The organism is uncultured Xanthomonas sp. (genome assembly GCF_964278005.1).
In the GTDB taxonomy this organism is placed as follows: Bacteria; Pseudomonadota; Gammaproteobacteria; order Xanthomonadales; family Xanthomonadaceae; genus Xanthomonas_A; species Xanthomonas_A sontii.
In genome coordinates this window covers 18,300-37,132 of sequence record NZ_CAXYKF010000021.1, presented here as the reverse complement: position 1 = coordinate 37,132, position 18,833 = coordinate 18,300, and the positions used below count along the sequence as shown (strand labels likewise).

The window sequence follows — 18,833 nt, the reverse complement described above, 5'->3', positions numbered from 1 at the left end:
TGGCCGGCGCTGCCCACGCTCACCGTGCTGCCCGGCGCAGCGCCGGCGTAGGTGTAGGCGGTGCCGTTGAGGGTCCCGCCGGTGGTCGCCACCGCCGCGGCCGTGCTGCTGCCGCTGCCCAGCGCCACGGCGCCGGCCTGCGCCGCCGCTGCGCCTGCACCCAGCGCCAGGCTGTTGTCGTCGTCGGCATGGGCGAATTTGCCGATGGCGGTGCCGTTGCCGCCTGCGGAAGTGGCCCCGTAGCCAATGGCGGTGCCGTTACCGCCTGCGGAAGTGGCCCCGTAGCCCATGGCGATGCTTTTCTCGCCGCTGGCATCAGCGGCATTGCCGATGGCGATGCCGCTGGAGGCTGTGGATTTAGCCGTGTAGCCCATGGCGATGCTGGCTCCGCCATTGGCATTGGCGGCGTAGCCCATGGCGATGCTTTTCTCGCCGCTGGCATCAGCGGCATTGCCGATGGCGATGCCGCTGGCGGCTGTGGATCTAGCCGTGTAGCCCATGGCGAGGCTGGCTCCGCCATGGGCATTGGCGGCGTAGCCCAGCGCTATGTTGTTGTCGTCGCTCTTGTTTTTCTCGTCGCCCGCCACCGCGCGACTGCCCAGTGCCATCGCATCACTGCCGTACACGGCCGCCGACGACCCAATCGCAGCACTGTTGGCACCTGTGGCCGTCGCATTCACGCCCAGCGCCAGGCTCTTGCCGCCGGTCGCGTTGGCTGCACTGCCAAGCGCCACATCGGCACTGGCACCGCTTTGGGAATTGCCGGCCACCGCTGACTTACCGAGCGCCACCGAATCATCTACGATGGCATTGGCGTCGTTGCCTATGGCGATGGAATTGTCACCCTGTGCCTTGTTATGCGCCTCAAAATTGGAATAGCTGCCGATCCCGATGGCACCGACGCCCGAGGAAACGACAGCATCGCCGACCGCGATGGCACCTCGCGCGGTCGCCCTCAAATTAATACCAAGCGCGATCGAGGACTCTCCGCCTGCCAATACACCACTAGTGCCGGTGCCTACTGCCACGCTATTCGTATCTTGCGCTTCCGCACGATTGCCGATCGCCACTCCGCGTATCCCGCTCGCCGAGGAGCGCACACCGAAGGCGGAAGCGTCATCGCCGGTGGCCTCAACTTGATAGCCAGTCGCAATGGAATGGCCACTCCCAACAATACCGGCACCTGTTACTAGGCTATTTTCATTCAACGCTGCAGCCGTATCGTCAAGCGCCCAGGCTCGCCCCTCGGTCGCCGCGGAGTACGCACCTTCCCCCTTACCGGCGGCGCTCGCGTTATAGCCCTCCGCGATCGCAGTCCCATCGTCATTGGTCGCAGTCTCATCGCCGCTGGAGGTCTTGGCATTGATCCCAAGCGCGTCTGCAGCCGAAGACCAGGCATTCGCAGCGTCGCCAACCGCAATTGCCTTATACGCGTCAACCTGACAATAAGGATTCTTGCTCCAAGACTGACAACCCAACACCCGGAACATCCCACCGTTCTCCACCTGGGCGGCCATCGCCTCACCACTGACGCCGAACATCGCCAACAGGCTCGCAACGAGCAAGCAGGCAGCGACAGATTCTTTAGACTTGGCACCTTGGCCTTTCGACCTACTCTTCGCCAGTTCCGACGCAATCACCCATGCACCGATAGTGCGATTCCACACAACCCTGAATACCCTATTCATTTCGGACCACCTGTAATTTATAGAGCAGAGAAAGTTAGAATTTTGTTGGCGCAGCAACGACGGGGAAGCCTCATCCCGTGCATGAGCGAATGCCCCAAACCGCGCATTCGGCATTGCGCCCGCCAGAAGAAATTTAGAACGTCTTCGACAAGGACACGATGGGAAAACCCCCATTCCACACATGGGCGAATGCCCAAAACCGCACGTTCGGCATGACGATCGACAGAAGAAAACTGGCACTTCTTCGACAAGGGCAAGACGGGGAAACCCCCAGTCATGCACGAGCCAATACCCAAAATCCGGTCTCTGGCATCGAAAGATTCAGCCGACAGCACAGACGCCATGCGGCTTCAATCTCAGTTTCGCCACCGATGAATGGCGAAGCTGACGTATGATTCGGCGAATAACATCGCGCATGACGGTAGCGGCAACAGGACCCAACAATGGACAGGATCAGAGTCGGTATCGCCGACGACCACCCGATCGTGCTGCTCGGCGTGACCAGCGTGCTGAAGAACACGCCGGGCATCGACCTGCTCTTCAGTTGCGACGGCATCGGCCAGTTGCTGCGTGAGCTCGTCAAACAGCCGGTGGATGTGCTGCTGTGCGACTATGAATTCGAAAGCGACCCGCAAGCCGACGGGCTGCATCTGCTGCAGCGCCTGCGCCGGCTGGCGCCACAGATGCGATTGCTGGTGCTCAGCGCGCACACCGCACCCTCGATCGTCTCAGCGGCGCTGCAACTGGGCGCCTCCGGTTTCATCGGCAAGAGCCGCGCGGATTTCGGCAACCTGGCCGCGGCGGTGCAGGAAGTCGCCAGCGGCCGCCTCTATGTCCCCGGTTCGCTGTCGGCAGCGCTGCTGACAACGCATTACCGCAAGAACGGGGCCATCGGAATGGACGCGCTCTCCGCAAAGGAAGCCACCGTGGCGCGAATGACCGCCGATGGGCTATCGCTGAGCGAGATCGCCGATCGGCTCAAGCGCAGCCCCAAGACCATCAGCAACCAGAAGATCGCGGCGATGAAGAAGCTGGGCGCCAAGAACGACGTCGAACTGGCCGCGCTGCTGCGCGAGTTGGACAGTCAGGGCGTCTAGCGCGCGTCATGAACGTTGAAGAGCAGATGCGGCTTTGTCGAGCGAGAGGATGGGAAGGACGACCAAGTGAAGCTCCGCCGAGGTTCTGGGCGGACCGCCATCATCGTGGGTTGCGCGTCGGAATCGATTGAGCCAGCCATCGTTTCGCTGCACCAACGGCACGGCAACGGGACGGAATCCCTTGCGGGATCAAAACAGCGTGGTCATGTCCAGTTCGATGCTTTTTCATGGCCCTTTGCGTCGGACGCTAACCGGCGTTGCCCTGGCCGATGAGAGCGGGCGCGGCTCTTGCCCCTGACGTATGCGAACGTCTTGTGCCAGCGATCGTGCCTGGGCACACTCCGCGTCAGCCGGCTCGACCTGCACCGCCAGCGACTGGCGGCGCATGCCCGGGGCCATCTAGAGCGGCTGACAAAACGGCTGCGCAGCCGCCAAGGCGAACCGGCTCGTGCCGTCCATCCAGCGCTATGCGTCGAGCATCATGCACTGATCGCGTTTGCGCTTCCGCATGTGCGGTTCCAACAGGCTCAGGGAGTGTCAGGCAGAACGCAGCGCGCCCCCCCTCATCATCGGAGACATCGCCCGGACACGACCGCGTCGGCGACGCCACCTGCGATGACTGGACTGACTCCACGTGGGAGCCAAGCGCCAATCGGCGTCACTTCGGCCGCGTCGTCGGCCGCTTCAACGCAGCGATTGCTCCACATGCAGAAGCAACTGCCGGCAACGCGCCGACAGCACAGCCCAATCCGCGCTCGGGCAGAACTCCTGCACTATTTGCAGTTCCGCCAACAGATCGTCCGCCCCCAACGCCATCAAAGCGCCCTGCAGACGGTGTAGGCGCCGACGCAACAATTCCAGATCCTGCAAGACCAGCGCCTCCTCGATCGATTGCCGCTCCGCGTCCCACTCGGACCGGAGCGCCTGCCACAGCAAGGCATCCAGCAGTTCGTCCGAAGGAGGTTCCCGGCCGCCCTCGGAAACCTCGGAGGAATTGCGGACGAGCATCGTGCTCCTCAGGACACGGCGCAAGTCGTTCAACGACACAGGCTTTTGCAGCAGATCGGAAAACTGCTCGGTATCGGCGCTGATCTCCGCCGCGGCCGACGCGGAGGTGGCTACGATCCGCGCTCCCGGATCGAAATCGCGCAACTTCCGCAGCAGGCCGACGCCATCCAGTTGCGGCATGCCCAGATCGGTGATGACCAGATCGGCGCGGCGCTCGAGCCACAGCGTCAGCGCCTCCATTCCATCGACGGCCACCCGCACGCGGCGGCATCCCAACGCCGCAAGTTGGTGCTTGATCAGCGTACGGTTCACCGCATCGTCTTCGGCCACCAGGATGTCCAGATCCTGTTCGACCACCTCCTCGGCGAGCCCCCCCGCATAGCGTTCGGCGGGGCGGGGAGTGATACCGGTCAGTGCGCTCATGGCGTCGAGCAATCCTTCGCGGCTCAGTGAACTGACCTCGACCCGCGTTTCGTGGCGATGCGGCACCAACGGCCCCTTTGCGGTCACGAATACGGTGCCCAGCGCCGGCACCGCGCTCAGGTCGGCAGCGTTCAAGACGCCGCCATCGGCCTGCGCCAGCACCCGGATGTGCAAGCGCGCCGGTTGCGCGTCCCCGTCGTACAGGGCTGCGCCCCAGCGGCGCAACCGCTCGGCGAGCATGTCCCGCCATGCCGGCTGCGCGCACACCAGATCCACCGTGATTCCCTCCAGCGCGTGCGAGTCGGCAGGAAGCGCGTGCGCTTTGCGTTTGAACGGCAGGTCGACCCGGAACACGCTACCCGCACCGGGTTCGCTGCTGACGCTGATGCGCCCGCCCATCAAGCGCGAAAGATTGCGGCACAGGAACAAACCCAATCCGGTACCGCCGAAACGGCGACTGATGCTGTCGTCGGCCTGCGCCAGCGGGTTGAAGATCGCCGACTGCATCGAGGCGGGAATCCCGATGCCCGTATCGGCGACCTCGAAACGCGCCCACACCGTGTCGTCCTGTAGCGTGAGACAGCGCGAAGAGATCATGACCGAGCCACGCTCGGTGAACTTGGCCGCATTGCCCAGCAGATTTTGCAGGATCTGCGCCAAGCGCTGGTCGTCGCCCTGCATCACGGCATCCAGCTCCGGGTCCGTCACGCAGTAGAAAGCGACGCCGCTCTGCAGGATCGACGCGCCGAAACTGCGCGCGCAACGCTCCAGCACATCGTTAGGCGACATCGGTACTGGATTGATCTTCAGCGCGTTGGCCTCGAGCTTGGTCGAATCGAGCAGATCGTTGACCAGAGTGAGCAAGGCGTCGAACGAGCGGCGGATCATGTCCACCCATTCGCACTGCTCCAATCCCAGTGGGCTGCGCGCCAGCAGTTCCAGGTGACCCATCGCGCCATGCAACGGCGTGCGGATCTCATGGCTGACGATCGCCAGGAACATCGACTTGGCCCGGTTCGCTTCGTCGGCGGTCTGCTTGGCTTCTATCAACAGCATTTCGTTGGCTTTGCGCTCGTTGATGTCGACCAGCCCCAGCAACACCACCGAACGGCCGTCGAAGCGGGTCTGCGACGACGCCACGCCGATGTAGCTGCTCTGACCCTCGGCGATGTCCCACTGCACCTCGATGAACGAATGCTGCGCGCCGGGCACCGATTGCGCGCTGCGCTCACGCATGACGTGTCGGTAGAAGTCCTCGCTGCGGTCGCCAAGCATGCGTTTGGCAACGCCGTTCTCCAGCATCACCGACTCGGTCCCCGGCGCGTAAATGCCGATGCCGATCGGCAAGGTGTCGATGATCGCCTTGCTGAAGTGTTCGGCCTCGATCAGCTTTTCGGCGCTGCTGAGCAGCGGCCTGGTCACCCTGAGATCGAAATAGATGACGGTTACCCACATCAGGACGAGCGCCAGCAGGCACACAAGCGCGCCGGTGAAGAATTCGTACTGAAGATTCGCCAGCACGTCGCTCCAGGTATAGGCGTAGACCGCGATCCAGTCCGGACCACCGATGCGCTGGGCCACCAGGAAAATGTCGTTCCGGTACAGGGTGATCGGCTCGCCGGAAACTCCGCGGAACTGCGCCGCTTGTGCAAGAACCCGAGCCAGCAACGCCGCCTGGTCCGGATCTTGCGGAGGATCGCGGAGGTTCAGCTGACCCTCCTTGTTCAGCAGGAAGAACCCCGGGCGCCGGACTTCCCTGCGCAGGAAGAACTGCATGAACTGCCGATCCGGCAGCGACAACGCGATAGTGAAGACCCGCTTGCCATCGTGGAACATCGGCACGATGAGTTGCGACACGGAAGTTTGCCCGTCGCTGGCATCGGCTGGGCGCCACAACAATCTGTATTTGCGCAGGACTTGCGTCGGCGTCGACGCCACAAGGCGCTCCACCGCGGCGATGCGCTGGCGAATGAAGGCATCGGCGCCCTGGCGGCGCGCACTGTCCAACGCTGCCGTGCCCAGCACGGGAGACGCGGCCAGAAAACTGCCGTCGGGCGCATACAGGAACCCCTCCAGAGTCACGCCGGCCTTTCTGGCGTCGATGGAAGGTGCCGCAGAGATATCGCGGACCACCCGCATCGCCGTTGCCAGCCGCTCGGTATCGCCCGCACCGGTCAACACGCTCACCAGCGTAAAAGGGGTCGCGGTCAGGTCGTCCGTGGTCTGGGCGAAGCCGTGTCCGTCGGCCAACTTGCGCGCATAGCGCTGCACGGGGACGGTATCGTTCTGCCGTAGATTCCATACGCCTTCGTAGACATCGGCGAATTGGATCAGCCGCGCCGACAACTGATCCACCTGAGTCTGCACTTCCTCGCTGTCCTTGACGAACTGCGCGACTTGCTTTTCGCGATACTGATTGATGATACCGCTGCAAAACAGCCAGGCAGCGGTGACGATGGACAGCGAAAGCGCGGTCGCCGACCCGTAGAGGATGCGCCGGTAGTGTCGTCCAGTTCTGGCAAGTAATTTTTGCGGCATCTCGGCTCTCGGAACGCCCTGCGACGCCGCGGGCAGGCGAATGGCCGCAGGATAGCTCAGCGCCATCTCGCTCGCCAACGCAGCAAAAATCCGGCCTTTCGGCGCTGTCCGGCTCGCGTCCACGCCTTGCCGCATGCCCCATCGCGCGCACTTGCGTCTTTGGGCGCGCGCCCATCCGCGCTTAAGGCACGCGCCATTACCGCCGCCGCGATCTGCAGACAAGCTGAGATTCTCGGCAAGAGTCGGGTTCCCGCGTTGCCGCCCACACGCCACCGATGAGGCTCTCATGAACAAAAGCGCACATGTTCCGTTCTTCAACATCCGCAATGCCTTGATCGCATACGACAGCGAACTGCGGAGTTCCTACGTCGGCAAGCTGCTGCAACGGCTGGGCGTGGCAAAGGTCCATAGCGCAAGCAACAACGACCAACTGCTCGAACGGATGCGCACCACGCCGATCGACCTGGTGGTGACGTCGGCGCGCTTGCAGGGCGCATCGGCCCTGCAATTGATCGATGCCCTGGCCGACACCCATTTCAGCGGACATGTCATCGTCGGTGGAGTGACGGACATGCGCTTCCAGAGCGCAATCCATGAATATGCGCAGCAACGCGACGGCGGGCTGATGCAATTGGTCTTCGCCGGAGAGGCGCTGCGGCTGTTCGACTTCACCGACATGCTGTACCGCGCAAACCCGCCGACGACCATCGATAACGATGGCCAGCTCATCGAGAATACCGCTCGGCGCATCACCGCCGACGATGTCCACGCCGCCTACCGCACTGGAGAGATTTCCGCCTTCCTGCAGCCGAGTTACTGCCTCACCACCGGCGCCATGGCGGGCGCAGAAGCGCTGGTGCGATGGCAGCACCCGACATTGGGCGTGCTTGGCCCGAACCATTTCCTCTCTCTCCTGGAGGAATGCGACCTTGGGGAGGAGTTGATCGGCCAGTTGATCGACACGGTGGCCAGCGTCAGCAGCTCGCTGTCCTTGCCATCAACGCTGAAACTGTCGATCAACGTATCCGCCACCCGTCTCGTCTCGGCGAGCTGGGCGGACTGCATCGTCCAACGCTTGATTCGTTCGGGAGGCGTCCCCCACCATTTCGCCATCGAGGTGACCGAGGACGGAATGGATCACTGCGACCGCCACATCGCCGGCGCCGTGGCCCACTGGCGACTCAATGGAATCGATTGCGCCATCGACGATTTCGGCACCGGGGGATCTTCGATCCACCGTCTGTGCATGGCGCCTTTCAACATCCTGAAGATCGACCATCAGATGGTCCGGCGCTCGCGGCTGACCACGCATGTGTTCGAAACGCTGGAGGGCATCGTTCGGCTGGCGCACGGCATGGGAATGCGCGTGGTCGCCGAGGGCATCGAAACCGAAGAGGACGCGGCGCGCATGCGCAGCATCAGATGCGACATCGGTCAAGGCTACCATTTCAGCCGGCCATTACCCGTGGAGGAATTCATGGCCCTGGCATCCTCGCACACCGTGTTCGGACAACGCATCCAACCTGCCGCTGCGGCCGCTATCTGACGCTTGCCATCTCGAGCAGCGCATCGCCCAAGCAAAAAACTTCATCCCTGCCGAAAACTCCGCATGTCACGCAAAAACCTCCTGCTGCTCACCCTCGCCCTGGCCAGCCTCGCGTCGATCGTCGTGACCGCCGGATAAAACAGCGCCGGCCCCGCGCGCGGCTGCGGGCGGGGCAGGCACAGAGCAAGCCTTACTTGCGGCGCTCGATCACGAAGTTGCCGACGTTGACGCCCAGATCGACGCCCTCGCCGGTGCCGGCCAGGGCCAGCGAGATATCGCCCTTTGTGACGACCTGCGCGGTGCTGGACTTGACCACGCCGGCATGCGCTTCGGCGGCGGCATAGGTGCCGAACAGATCGTTGAGGCTATAGGCGCCGGTGAAGGTGCCGCGGCCACCGACGATCTTCGACTTGCCGACCGTCAGGCCACCGCCCTTGCTGCTGATCTTGACCGGGATCACCGCGCCGTCGTTGCAGGTGATGGTGCCGGTGCCCTTGGCGGTCTTGTAGAACACCGACCAGCCGGACAGGTTGAAGGACAGCTTGCAATCGATGTTGCCGGCGGCCTGGGCCTGCGGCGCGAGCGCGGCCGCACCCAGCAGTGCGAGCAGAGAGAGCGACTTGATCATGTGGGCATTCCGGGTGGGTGGACAAGGCGCGAGGGTAGCAATGGGTTTGTCGCGGCCGCGACAAGGTTGCGGGAGCGTCGCGCGTGCGTTCAGCAGGCATTCCAATCGCGGCGGGCGCGGTCGGCCCCGTACAGGCAGGAGGCGAGGCCCGCGCCAAACATCTCCAGCACTCGTCTGCGCCGGCTTGGCCTGACTGCCTCAATGCATTGTGGGCGTCAACGCGCATGCAGCGGCGACGTGCGAAGCACTTGCTGATGGCGTAATGCGTCGGGACTGAAGTCCCTCCCACAGTGCACCCGCCACGCTTGCCGCAACATGCTGCGGGAGGGGCTATTGCCGCGCTTTCGAAATCCGCCGCGACAGGGGTTACCGGGAAAGCCCGTCGCGGCTGAAGCGGCTCCTACGACAGGCGTCTTCGGAAATAGCACGATGAGCTTTCCGGCATCACGGGAGCCGCAGGCTAGTCGTCCAGACTGAAGGCATCCGCATCGAGCATGGCCGGGAAGCGCGCGCGGTGCGCGGCCAGCGCGGCGGCGGAGATCGTGGTGGTGGCGACCTGTTCGCGCTCGCGGATCTCCAGTTGCGGCTGGCCGAGGAAATCGATCACCGCGCTGTCGCCGGCATAGTGCAGGTCGTTGCCGTCCACGCCGACGCGGTTGACCGCGGCCACGAAGCACAGGTTCTCGATCGCGCGCGCGCGCAGCAGCGTACGCCAGGCGTAGGCGCGCGCCGACGGCCAGTTGGCGACGAACAGCTGCAGATCGAAATCCAGCTGACCCGGGCGCTCGACGTCGTAGCGGTTGCGGCAGAACACCGGGAAGCGCAGGTCGTAGCAGACCTGCGGATTGATCCGCCAGCCCTTCCACTCCACGCACAGGCGTTCGTGCCCGGCGGCGTAGCGCAGGTGTTCGTTGCCGTAGCGGAACAGATGACGCTTGTCGTAATGCTGCAACACGCCGTCCGGCGTGGCCCACAGCAGGCGGTTGAATACCTTGGCCTCGCCATCGGCGCCGGGCACGCGCAACTGTACGCTGCCGGTCACCGCCGCGCCCAGCCGTGCCGCCTGCTCGCGGATCCAGGCCACGGTCGGCCCGTCCATGTCCTCGGCCTGCGCCAGCGCATCGTTGGAGAAGCCGCTGGTGAAGGTCTCCGGCAGGATCACCAGGTCGGTGACGCCGGCCAGCGGCGCCAGCAGTTCGGCGTAATGCGCGCGGTTGCCAGCCGGATCGTGCCAGCGGGTATCGCCCTGGACCAGCGAGATCCTCAAATCGTTCATAGCAGGGAATCGGGAAAGGGGAATAGGGAATGGGTAAAGGCTAAGCGCATCGGCGAGATTTCACCATTCCCCATTCCCGAATCCCGGCGCTTACGCGCGCTACAGCGCGCGCAAGCGCTCGATCGCCGCATCCAGCGTCGCCTCGTTCTTGGCGAAGCACAGCCTGGCAAGGCGCTGGGCGGGCGGCGGGTCCTGGTAGAACGGCGACAGCGGGATCGCCGCCACGCCCTTCTCGATGGTCAGCCACTTCACGAACTCGGTATCGGGCAGGTCGCTGACCGCCGAATAGTCCACCAGCTGGAAGTAGCCGCCCGGCACCGGCAGCGGCTTCAGCCGGGTGCCCAGCAATTGTTCGCGGAAGCGATCGCGCTTGGCCTGGTAGAACGCGCCGAGCTGTTCGTCGTGCTCGGGCTCCTCGCGGATCATCGCGGCGAAGGCGTGCTGGGCCGGGCCGAAGCTGGCGAAGGTGTTGTACTGGTGGACCTTGCGGAACTCGGCGCTGAGCGCCGGCGGCGCGATCGCGTAGCCGATCTTCCAGCCGGTGCAGTGATAGGTCTTGCCGAAGCTGGAGACGACGAAGGCGCGCTCGCGCAGTTCCGGCCAGCGCAGCACCGACTCGTGGCGGCGGCCGTCGAACACGATGTGCTCGTAGACCTCGTCGGAGATCAGGAAGATGTCGCTGCCGCGCAGCAGCTCGGCCACCGCCTGCAGGTCATCGGCGCCGAACATGGCCCCGGACGGGTTGTGCGGGCTGTTGAGCATCAGCAGGCGGGTGCGCGGGGTGATCGCCGCACGTACGCGCTCCCAGTCCACCGCGAACGTCTGCGGGTCCAGCGGCACGTGCACCGCACGCGCGCCGGCCAGGTCGATCGCCGGCTCGTAGCTGTCGTAGGCCGGGTCCAGCACGATCACCTCCTCGCCCGGGCGCACCACGGCGTGGATGGCGTTGAACAGCGCTTCGGTGGCGCCGCTGGTGACGGTGACCTCGGTGTCGGCATCGACCTGGGCGCCATAGCAACGCAGCGCCTTCTCGGCGATCGCCTGGCGCAGCGCCGGCACGCCGGTCATCGGCGGGTACTGGTTGTGGCCGTCGCGCATCGCCCGGTCCAGCGCCTCGATCAGCCGCGGCGGCACCGGGAAATCTGGAAAGCCCTGGCCCAGGTTGACCGCGCCGTGCTCGGCGGCCAGTTGCGACATCACGGTGAAGATGGTGGTGCCCACCTTGGGCAGCTTGGTCTGCGGATGCATGCGGGGGATCTGCGGGCAGCGGGAAAACGCCGAGTGTACGCAAAGCCGCTTGCCGGCGATGCGCCCTACACGCCGCCGCTCCACTGACGCAGCGCATGCGCATCGCCGCGTGTGGCCGCCGCCGGCATCCGCCGGACGCCCGCATGCCGATACAATGCGCGCCTTCCCTTGCCGCCCGCCGCCGCGCCATCCGCCGCGGCCTTCGCCGATGACCGATCCGCTGTACACCGCCCCACCGCTACTGGCCGCGCACGGGCTCACGTTCGCCCGTGACGACGCCGCGGTGTTCGGTCCGCTGGACTTCCACCTGGATGCCGGCGAGGCGCTGCTGGTGCAGGGCGACAACGGCGCCGGCAAGACCACCCTGCTGCGGGTGCTGGTCGGCCTGCTGCGCGCCGAGGCCGGGCGCATCGAGATCGACGGCCACCCGGTGCGGCGCGGCGACCGCGCCCGCTTCATGGCCTACCTGGGCCACCTGGGCGCGCTGAAGGCCGATCTGAGCACCCTGGAGAACCTGCACTACCTGTGCGGCCTGCAGGGGCGCCGGGCCAAGCAGATGCCCGGCAGCGCGCTGGCCATCGTCGGCCTGGCCGGCTATGAGGACACCCTGGTAAGGCAGCTGTCGGCCGGGCAGAAGAAGCGCCTGGCGCTGGCGCGGATGTGGCTGTCGCCGGCGCCGCTGTGGCTGCTCGACGAGCCCTACGCCAACCTCGACCTGGACGGCATCACCCTGGTCAACCGCATGATCGCCGCGCACCTGCGCAGCGGCGGCGCGGCCCTGGTCACCACCCATGGCGCCTATGCCGCCCCCCCCGTGCGCACCCGCATGCTGACCTTGAGCGGAGTCGCCGCATGAGCCTGGCCACGCCCGTTCCTTCGCTGTGGCAGGCCACCCGGGCGCTGCTGCTGCGCGACCTGCGCCTGCTGTGGCGGCGCCGCGGCGACGCACTGCAGCCGGCGCTGTTCGCCCTGCTGATCGTGGCCCTGTTCGCGCTGGCGCTGGGCAACCAGCCGCGCCTGCTCGGCGAGGTGGCCGGCGCCGCGCTATGGCTGGCGGTGCTGCTGGCCGGCCTGCTGGCGCTGGACAGTCTGTTCCGCAGCGATGCCGAGGACGGCTCGCTGGAGCAATGGCTGCTGGCGCCGGTGCCGCTGGCCTGGCTGGTGCTGGTGCGGGTGCTGCTGCACTGGGTCACCACCGCCTTGCCGCTGATCGTGGCCGCCCCGCTGCTCGGCGAATTGCTGCACCTGCCACATGACCGCATGCCGGTGCTGCTGGCATCGTTGGCGCTGGGGACCCCGCTGCTGAGCCTGCTCGGCGCGGTGGTCGCGGCGCTGACGGTGGGCATGAAGCGCGCCGGCATCCTGGTCGCGCTGCTGGCCCTGCCGCTGTACGTGCCGGTGCTGGTGTTCGGCGCCGGCAGCGTGGCGGCGGCGGCGCAGGGCCTGGATCCGGCCGGCGGCCTGCTGTTGCTGGCCGCGGGCCTGGTCGCGGGCCTGGTGCTGGCGCCGTTGGCGGCGGCTGCGGCGATCCGCATCTCGCTGAGCTGAGCCTTTTGGGGCAGCGCCGGCGCGACGGCGGCCGTACCATGCAAGCGCAGTGTTCCCTCGCCGTTCCGTCGTTGTCGCATCGAATGTTGTCGCATCGAAGCCCGCCTTCCGCCAGCTAGAATCGTCCGCATGGCCTCTCTCGTCCGCTGGTTCCACCAACTCGGTTCGCCGCCGACCTTCGATCGCTTCGCTGCGCGCTGGACGCCGTGGTGCTACCTGGCGGCGCTGCTGCTGGCCGGCGTGGGCATCTGGCAGGCCCTGTTCGTGGTCCCGGCCGACCGCCTGCAGAGCGACGCCTTCCGCATCCTCTACATCCATGTGCCCAGCGCCTGGATGAGCCTGTTCGTGTTCGGCCTGATGGCCGTGTACGCGGCCATCGCCCAGGTCTGGCGGATCAAGCTGTGCGAGATCCTGGCGATGGCCTGCGCGCCGATCGGCGCCGCCTTCACCCTGATCACCCTGCTGACCGGCAGCATCTGGGGCAAGCCGATGTGGGGCGCCTGGTGGGACTGGGACCCGCGCCTGACCACCGAGCTGATCCTGCTGTTCCTGTACATCGGCGTGATGGGCCTGTACCTGGCGATCGAGGACCGGCGCACCGCCGCACGCGCGGCCGGGCTGCTGGCCATCGTCGGCGTGGTGCTGCTGCCGGTGATCCGCTATTCGGTGGTGTGGTGGAACTCGCTGCACCAGGGCCAGACCATCCGCCTGTTCGGCCAGTCCAGCATGGACCCGAGCATGCTGCCGCCGCTGTGGCTGATGGTGGCCGCGACCAAGTTCTGGTTCGCCGGCTCGCTGCTGGCGCGCGCGCGCGCCGACAACCTGCGCCGCGAGGCCGGCAAGGACTGGGTGACGCAACTGGCGGAGGCACGCGGATGAACTACCTGCCGTATGTGGTCGGTGCCTATGCGGTGTTCGCCGGGGTGCTGCTGGCCGATTTCGTGCTGGCGCGGCTGCAGGTGCGCAACGCCCTGCGGGCTGCACGGCTGCGCGCGCAACGCAAGCGCCAGGCCAAGGCCGAACCGGCGCCGCCGCTGGAGCTGAGCCGATGAACCCGCAGCGCAAGCGCCGCCTGCTGTGGCTGATGCTGCTGGTGCTGGCCGCCGGCCTGACCACCACCCTGGTGGCGATGGCACTGCAGCGCAATGCCGCCTACCTGTACACCCCGGCCGAAGTGCTGGCCGGCAAGACCGGCGCGCACGCGCGCTTCCGCCTCGGCGGCATGGTCGAGAAGGGCTCGTTCCAGCGCGCACCCGGTTCGCTGCAATCGCACTTCCGGGTCACCGACGGCGATGCGCAACTGACCGTGCGTTACGACCGGATCCTGCCCGACCTGTTCCGCGAGGGCCAGGCGGTGGTGGCCACCGGCAGCATGCACGACGGCGTGTTCGTCGCCGAGGACGTGCTGGCCAAGCACGACGAGACCTACATGCCGAAGGAGCTGGCGGACAAGATGGGCAGCGCGCATCGCAAGCATGATGTGGGGGCGATGCAGTGAGGGGCGGGAATCGGGATTGGGGAATGGGGAATCGTCGAAGCAAAAGCGCTGGCGAGATCGTTGCCACCACCAAGCAGCGGCGACGGAACCCGGGGGGGCAGCCTTGCGCCATGTGCATCCCGCAATCCGCTGCGCGTCCCGCCCTACCCGCCCGCGCGTTCCGCAAGCACCATGCTGCCTGAGGTCGGTCAGCTCCTGCTGATCCTCGCCCTGCTCACCGCGGTGTTGCAGGCGGCGCTGCCGCTGGCCGGCGCGCAGCGCGGCGATGCGCGCTGGATGGGCGTGGCGCGGCCGGCCGCGTTCGCGCAACTGGCGCTGGTCGCCGGCGCCTTCGCGATCCTCACCCACGCGTTCGTGGCCCAGGACTTCTCGGTGGCCTACGTCGCCGAGAACTCCAATTCGCTGCTGCCGCTGGTGTACCGCTACTCCGCGGTGTGGGGCGCGCACGAGGGCTCTCTGCTGCTGTGGACGCTGATCCTGGCGCTGTGGACCGGCGCGGTGGCGCTGTACTCGCGGCGCCTGCCGGCCCCGGTGGTGGCGCGGGTGATCGGCACCCTGGCGCTGGTCAGCGTCGGCTTCCTGGCATTCCTGCTGTTCACCTCCAACCCGTTCGCGCGGCTGCTGCCGGCGCCGCTGGAAGGGCGCGATCTCAATCCGCTGCTGCAGGATCCCGGCCTGGTGATCCATCCGCCGCTGCTGTACGCCGGCTATGTCGGCTTCGCGGTGCCGTTCGCCTTCGCCATCGCCGCGCTGCTGGACGGCCAGGTGGATGCGCGCTGGTTGCGCTGGACGCGGCCGTGGACCAATGTGGCCTGGGGCTTTCTGACCATCGGCATCGCCCTCGGCAGTTGGTGGGCGTACTACGAACTGGGCTGGGGCGGCTGGTGGTTCTGGGACCCGGTGGAGAACGCCAGCTTCATGCCGTGGCTGGCCGGCGCGGCGTTACTGCATTCGCAGGCGGTCACCGAGAAGCGCGGCAGCTTCGGCGCCTGGACCCTGTTGCTGGCGATCGCCGCGTTCTCGCTGTCGCTGCTGGGCACCTTCCTGGTCCGCTCGGGCGTGCTGACCAGCGTGCATTCCTTTGCCGCCGATCCGGCCCGCGGCCTGTTCATCCTGGTGTTCCTGAGCCTGCTGTGCGGCGGCGCGCTGCTGCTGTACGCACTGCGCGGCGGCCGCGTGGCGGCGGCGGCCGACGAGGCGCGGCAACGCTTCGCGCCGGCGTCGCGCGAGACCCTGCTGCTGGCCAACAACCTGCTGCTGACCTGCGCCTGCGCGATGGTGCTGCTGGGCACGCTGTATCCGCTGCTGGCCGATGCGCTGGACCTGGGCAAGCTGTCGGTGGGGCCGCCCTACTTCGGTACCTTGTTCATCGTGCTGATGGCGCCGCTGGTGGCGCTGCTGCCGTTCGGCCCGCTGACCCGCTGGCAGCGCGAACAGGCGTCGCGGCCGCTAGCGCTGCTGGCGCCGTGGGCGGGCCTGGCGCTGCTGGCCGGGGCAATCGGCTTCTTCCTGGCGCCGCAGGGTGCGTGGAAGACCGCCGCCGGCGTCGCCGCCGCGACCTGGGTGCTGCTGGGCACCGCGCGCTTCGTATGGAGCCGGCGCCAGCTCAAGGGCAGCCGTTTCACTGCCGAGATGCTGGGCATGACCCTGGCGCACACCGGCATCGCCGTTTTTCTGGCCGGCGCGTTGCTGGTCGAGGCCCTGGAGCAGCAGCGCGAAGTGGCGCTGGCGCCCGGACAGCACCTGGAGCTGGGCCGCTACCGGTTCGAGCTGCAGGGCCTGGACCAGCGCAAGGGCCCCAACTACGTGGCCGAACGCGCGCACGTGCAGGTGCTGCGCGACGATCGCCCGCTGGCGCTGCTGCATCCGGAAAAACGCCTGTATGCCAGCGGCGGCCAGAACATGACCGAAGCCGGCATCCACCCCGGCCTGTTCGGCGACGTCTACGTCGCCCTTGGTGAGCCGCTGGGCGGCAACGCCTGGGCGATGCGCGTCCACGTCAAACCCTTCGTGCGCTGGATCTGGCTTGGCGCGGCGCTGATGGCGCTGGGCGGTTTCGTCACCGCCGCCGACCGGCGCTTCCGTCGTTCCCCGGAGACCCCCTGATGTCCGCTCCCGCTCCACGTCGCCTGCCGCTGCCCGCCATCGTTCTGGGCGCGCTGTTCTTCCTCGGCCTGCTGGCGTTGATGGTGTATGCGGTGCAGCGTTCCGGCAGCGCCGATCGCGACGCGCTGCCGTCGGCGCTGATCGGCAAGCCGGCGCCGGCGTTCGAATTGCCGCTGCTGCACGACGCCTCGATCCGCGTACGCAGCAGCGAGTTGCTGGGCGCGCCGTACGTGCTCAACGTGTGGGGCAGCTGGTGCCCGGCCTGCCGCGAGGAACACCCGGTGCTGACCCGCTTCGCGCTGAGCAAGCGTGTGCGGGTGATCGGCTACGACTGGAAGGACACCCGCGAGGACGCGCTGCGCTGGCTGGAGCAGTTGGGCAATCCGTTCCTGGCGGTGCTGTTCGATCCCGAAGGGCGCACCGCGATCGACTGGGGCGTGGCCGCGGCACCGGAGACCTTCCTGGTCGACGCGCGCGGCGTGGTGCGCTGGAAGCATGCCGGCCCGCTGACCGATGCGATCATCCGCGACGAACTGCTGCCGGCACTGGAGCAGGCCGAGCGCGACGCCCCGCCGACGCGCGCCCAGGGCAAGGCCACGCCATGAGCCAGCACCGCCGGCCTGCGCTGCGGCTGGGCCTGCTGGCGCTGCTGGCGTGGTCCACGCTGGCCGGCGCCGAACCGGTGTCCGATCCGACGCCGCTGGCCTACCGCTCCGCCGCCGAGGAGGCGCGCTTCCACGCGCTGACCGCGGAACTGCGCTGCGTGCAATGCCAGAACCAGTCGCTGGCCGACTCGCACGCGCAGATCGCCATGGACCTGCGCCGCGAAGTGCTGGAGCTGATGCACCAGGGCAAGTCGGATGCGCAGATCAAGCAGTTCCTGGTCGATCGCTACGGCGAGTTCGTGCTGTACCGGCCACAGCTGGAAGCGCGTACCTGGCTGCTGTGGTTCGGCCCCTTGCTGCTGCTGGCCGGCGGCGCCGTGGTGCTGATCCGGATGGTGCGGCGACGCGCGCCCGCGGCGACCGCGCTACCGCTGCAGGACGAACAGGAATGGTGAGGCGATGCTGAGTTGGGGCATGTCAGCCGCGGCGGTGGCGCTGGCGGCGCTGGTGTTCGCGGTGGTGTTGTGGCCGCTGCGCAGCCGCGGCCGCAACGGCGCGGTGCTGGCGGTGGCGATCCTCGCGCTGGGCGTGGCGACGGCGGCGCTGTATGCGTTGGTCGGCACCCCGCGCGCGCTGCAGGCGCAGAACCGGGAGGCACCACGCACGCTCGAGGACGGCGTGAAGCAATTGCAGGCGGCACTGGCCAAGGATCCCAACCGGGCCGACGGCTGGGCCTTGCTCGGCCGCAGCCAGATGTCGCTGGGCCACCACGCCGAGGCCGCGGCCGCATTCGCGCGTGCGGTGCGCCTGGCGCCGGAGCAGGCGCCGCTGCTGATCGAAGCAGCCGAGGCGCGTGCGATGGCCAACCCGCAACGGCAGTTCGACGACCAGGCGTTGGCCTGGCTGCAGCACGCCCTGCAATTGGCGCCGGGCAGCGAACGCGGCGCCTGGTTCCTGGGCATCGCCCAGCGCCAGCGCGGCCAGGACGCCGCCGCCGCGGCCACCTGGGAAGCGCTGTTGCCGCGCGTGGACGCAGCCACCGCCGCGGCGCTGCGGCCACAGATCGACGCGGCGCGCAGCGCCGCCGGCCTGCCCGCCTTGCCCACTGCCGGCGCCACGGCGCAGCCTGACAAGGCGCCGGCGACCGCCGGCCTGACCGTGGCGGTGTCGCTGGACCCGGCGTTCGCCGCCCGCGTGCGCCTGCGCGGCGACGCCAGCGTATTCGTGATCGCACGCGTACCGGGCGGCCCGCCGATGCCGGTGGCGGTGCAGAAGCATCCACTGCAGGCGCTGCCGTTGCGGGTGACGCTGAGCGACGCGGACAGCCCGATGCCGACGCAGAAGCTCTCGCAACTCAAGCAGGTGCAGGTGATCGCGCGGCTGTCGGCCAGCGGTAACGCCATGCGCCAGGACGGCGATCTGGAATCGGCGCCGGTGACGGTCACCCTGCCGGCGACCGCGCCGGTGGAGCTGGTGATCGGCAAGCCGTAGCGCAAGCAGTCGTGTGGGAGCGACCGTGCCTGATCGGGACCGTCCGGTCGCGACCAGGCCAAGACGCTAGCAAGAATGCGAAACGTCGTTGCAGCAGCGGCTTCAGCCGCGACACGCTCTACCGGGAGGCCTG

General features: G+C 67.3%; 16 protein-coding genes. 11 read left to right on the top strand and 5 right to left on the bottom strand.

Annotated features, from left to right (window positions below):
- The coding region (locus ACHWVH_RS13735) for an ESPR-type extended signal peptide-containing protein (RefSeq protein WP_394687371.1) at positions 1-1,688 on the bottom strand (1,688 nt) is incomplete at its 3' end.
- Between the two features lie 443 nt (positions 1,689-2,131).
- On the opposite strand from ACHWVH_RS13735, the gene ACHWVH_RS13730 reads away from it, so the two are divergent.
- A complete protein-coding gene (locus tag ACHWVH_RS13730; RefSeq protein ID WP_017915652.1) occupies positions 2,132-2,785 on the top strand; it encodes a response regulator transcription factor in 654 nt (217 codons plus the stop codon).
- A gap of 684 nt (positions 2,786-3,469) precedes the next feature.
- Here ACHWVH_RS13730 and ACHWVH_RS13725 read toward each other — a convergent pair.
- Positions 3,470-6,820 carry a hybrid sensor histidine kinase/response regulator gene (locus ACHWVH_RS13725; protein ID WP_394687370.1) on the bottom strand — a complete coding sequence of 1,117 codons (3,351 nt, stop codon included), beginning with the start codon at positions 6,818-6,820 and terminating at the stop codon, positions 3,470-3,472.
- 220 nt (positions 6,821-7,040) lie between these two features.
- On the opposite strand from ACHWVH_RS13725, the gene ACHWVH_RS13720 reads away from it, so the two are divergent.
- Positions 7,041-8,300 carry an EAL domain-containing response regulator gene (locus ACHWVH_RS13720; protein WP_295840884.1) on the top strand — a complete coding sequence of 420 codons (1,260 nt, stop codon included), beginning with the start codon at positions 7,041-7,043 and terminating at the stop codon, positions 8,298-8,300.
- A gap of 190 nt (positions 8,301-8,490) precedes the next feature.
- Here ACHWVH_RS13720 and ACHWVH_RS13715 read toward each other — a convergent pair whose 3' ends face one another.
- The 3 genes from ACHWVH_RS13715 to ACHWVH_RS13705 form a co-directional block, all read right to left on the bottom strand.
- Positions 8,491-8,928, bottom strand: a complete 438-nt coding sequence (locus tag ACHWVH_RS13715; RefSeq protein WP_017914143.1) for a hypothetical protein — start codon at positions 8,926-8,928, stop codon at positions 8,491-8,493.
- 460 nt (positions 8,929-9,388) lie between these two features.
- Positions 9,389-10,204, bottom strand: a complete 816-nt coding sequence (locus ACHWVH_RS13710) for an amidohydrolase (RefSeq protein ID WP_295928697.1) — start codon at positions 10,202-10,204, stop codon at positions 9,389-9,391.
- 99 nt (positions 10,205-10,303) lie between these two features.
- Entirely contained in the window at positions 10,304-11,452 is a 1,149-nt protein-coding gene (locus ACHWVH_RS13705; RefSeq protein ID WP_043095607.1) for a pyridoxal phosphate-dependent aminotransferase, read from the bottom strand.
- Positions 11,453-11,660: 208 nt separating this feature from the next.
- On the opposite strand from ACHWVH_RS13705, the gene ccmA reads away from it, so the two are divergent.
- The 9 genes from ccmA (at position 11,661) to ACHWVH_RS13660 (ending at position 18,700) form a co-directional block, all read left to right on the top strand.
- Complete coding sequence (ccmA, locus tag ACHWVH_RS13700; protein ID WP_017907305.1) at positions 11,661-12,308, top strand: heme ABC exporter ATP-binding protein CcmA; 648 nt, start codon at positions 11,661-11,663, stop codon at positions 12,306-12,308.
- Positions 12,305-13,000: a heme exporter protein CcmB gene (ccmB, locus tag ACHWVH_RS13695; protein WP_017907306.1), complete on the top strand. Its 696-nt coding sequence runs from the start codon at positions 12,305-12,307 to the stop codon at positions 12,998-13,000. Before ccmA ends, ccmB begins: the two co-directional genes overlap by 4 nt.
- A gap of 129 nt (positions 13,001-13,129) precedes the next feature.
- Positions 13,130-13,879, top strand: a complete 750-nt coding sequence (ccmC, locus tag ACHWVH_RS13690) for a heme ABC transporter permease CcmC (RefSeq protein ID WP_010343777.1) — start codon at positions 13,130-13,132, stop codon at positions 13,877-13,879.
- Complete coding sequence (locus tag ACHWVH_RS13685; RefSeq protein ID WP_010343776.1) at positions 13,876-14,052, top strand: heme exporter protein CcmD; 177 nt, start codon at positions 13,876-13,878, stop codon at positions 14,050-14,052. Before ccmC ends, ACHWVH_RS13685 begins: the two co-directional genes overlap by 4 nt.
- Entirely contained in the window at positions 14,049-14,498 is a 450-nt protein-coding gene (gene ccmE / locus ACHWVH_RS13680; RefSeq protein WP_010343775.1) for a cytochrome c maturation protein CcmE, read from the top strand. Before ACHWVH_RS13685 ends, ccmE begins: the two co-directional genes overlap by 4 nt.
- A 171-nt stretch (positions 14,499-14,669) precedes the next feature.
- The gene (locus tag ACHWVH_RS13675) at positions 14,670-16,604 is read left to right on the top strand and encodes a heme lyase CcmF/NrfE family subunit (protein WP_295923277.1); all 1,935 of its coding nucleotides are present in this window, start codon (positions 14,670-14,672) and stop codon (positions 16,602-16,604) included.
- Entirely contained in the window at positions 16,604-17,209 is a 606-nt protein-coding gene (locus tag ACHWVH_RS13670) for a DsbE family thiol:disulfide interchange protein (RefSeq protein ID WP_152237535.1), read from the top strand. The genes ACHWVH_RS13675 and ACHWVH_RS13670 overlap by 1 nt, the downstream gene beginning before the upstream one ends.
- Positions 17,206-17,664: a cytochrome c-type biogenesis protein gene (locus ACHWVH_RS13665; protein ID WP_017907310.1), complete on the top strand. Its 459-nt coding sequence runs from the start codon at positions 17,206-17,208 to the stop codon at positions 17,662-17,664. The genes ACHWVH_RS13670 and ACHWVH_RS13665 overlap by 4 nt, the downstream gene beginning before the upstream one ends.
- A 4-nt stretch (positions 17,665-17,668) precedes the next feature.
- Complete coding sequence (locus tag ACHWVH_RS13660) at positions 17,669-18,700, top strand: tetratricopeptide repeat protein (RefSeq protein WP_394687369.1); 1,032 nt, start codon at positions 17,669-17,671, stop codon at positions 18,698-18,700.
- Positions 18,701-18,833: the final 133 nt, after the last annotated feature.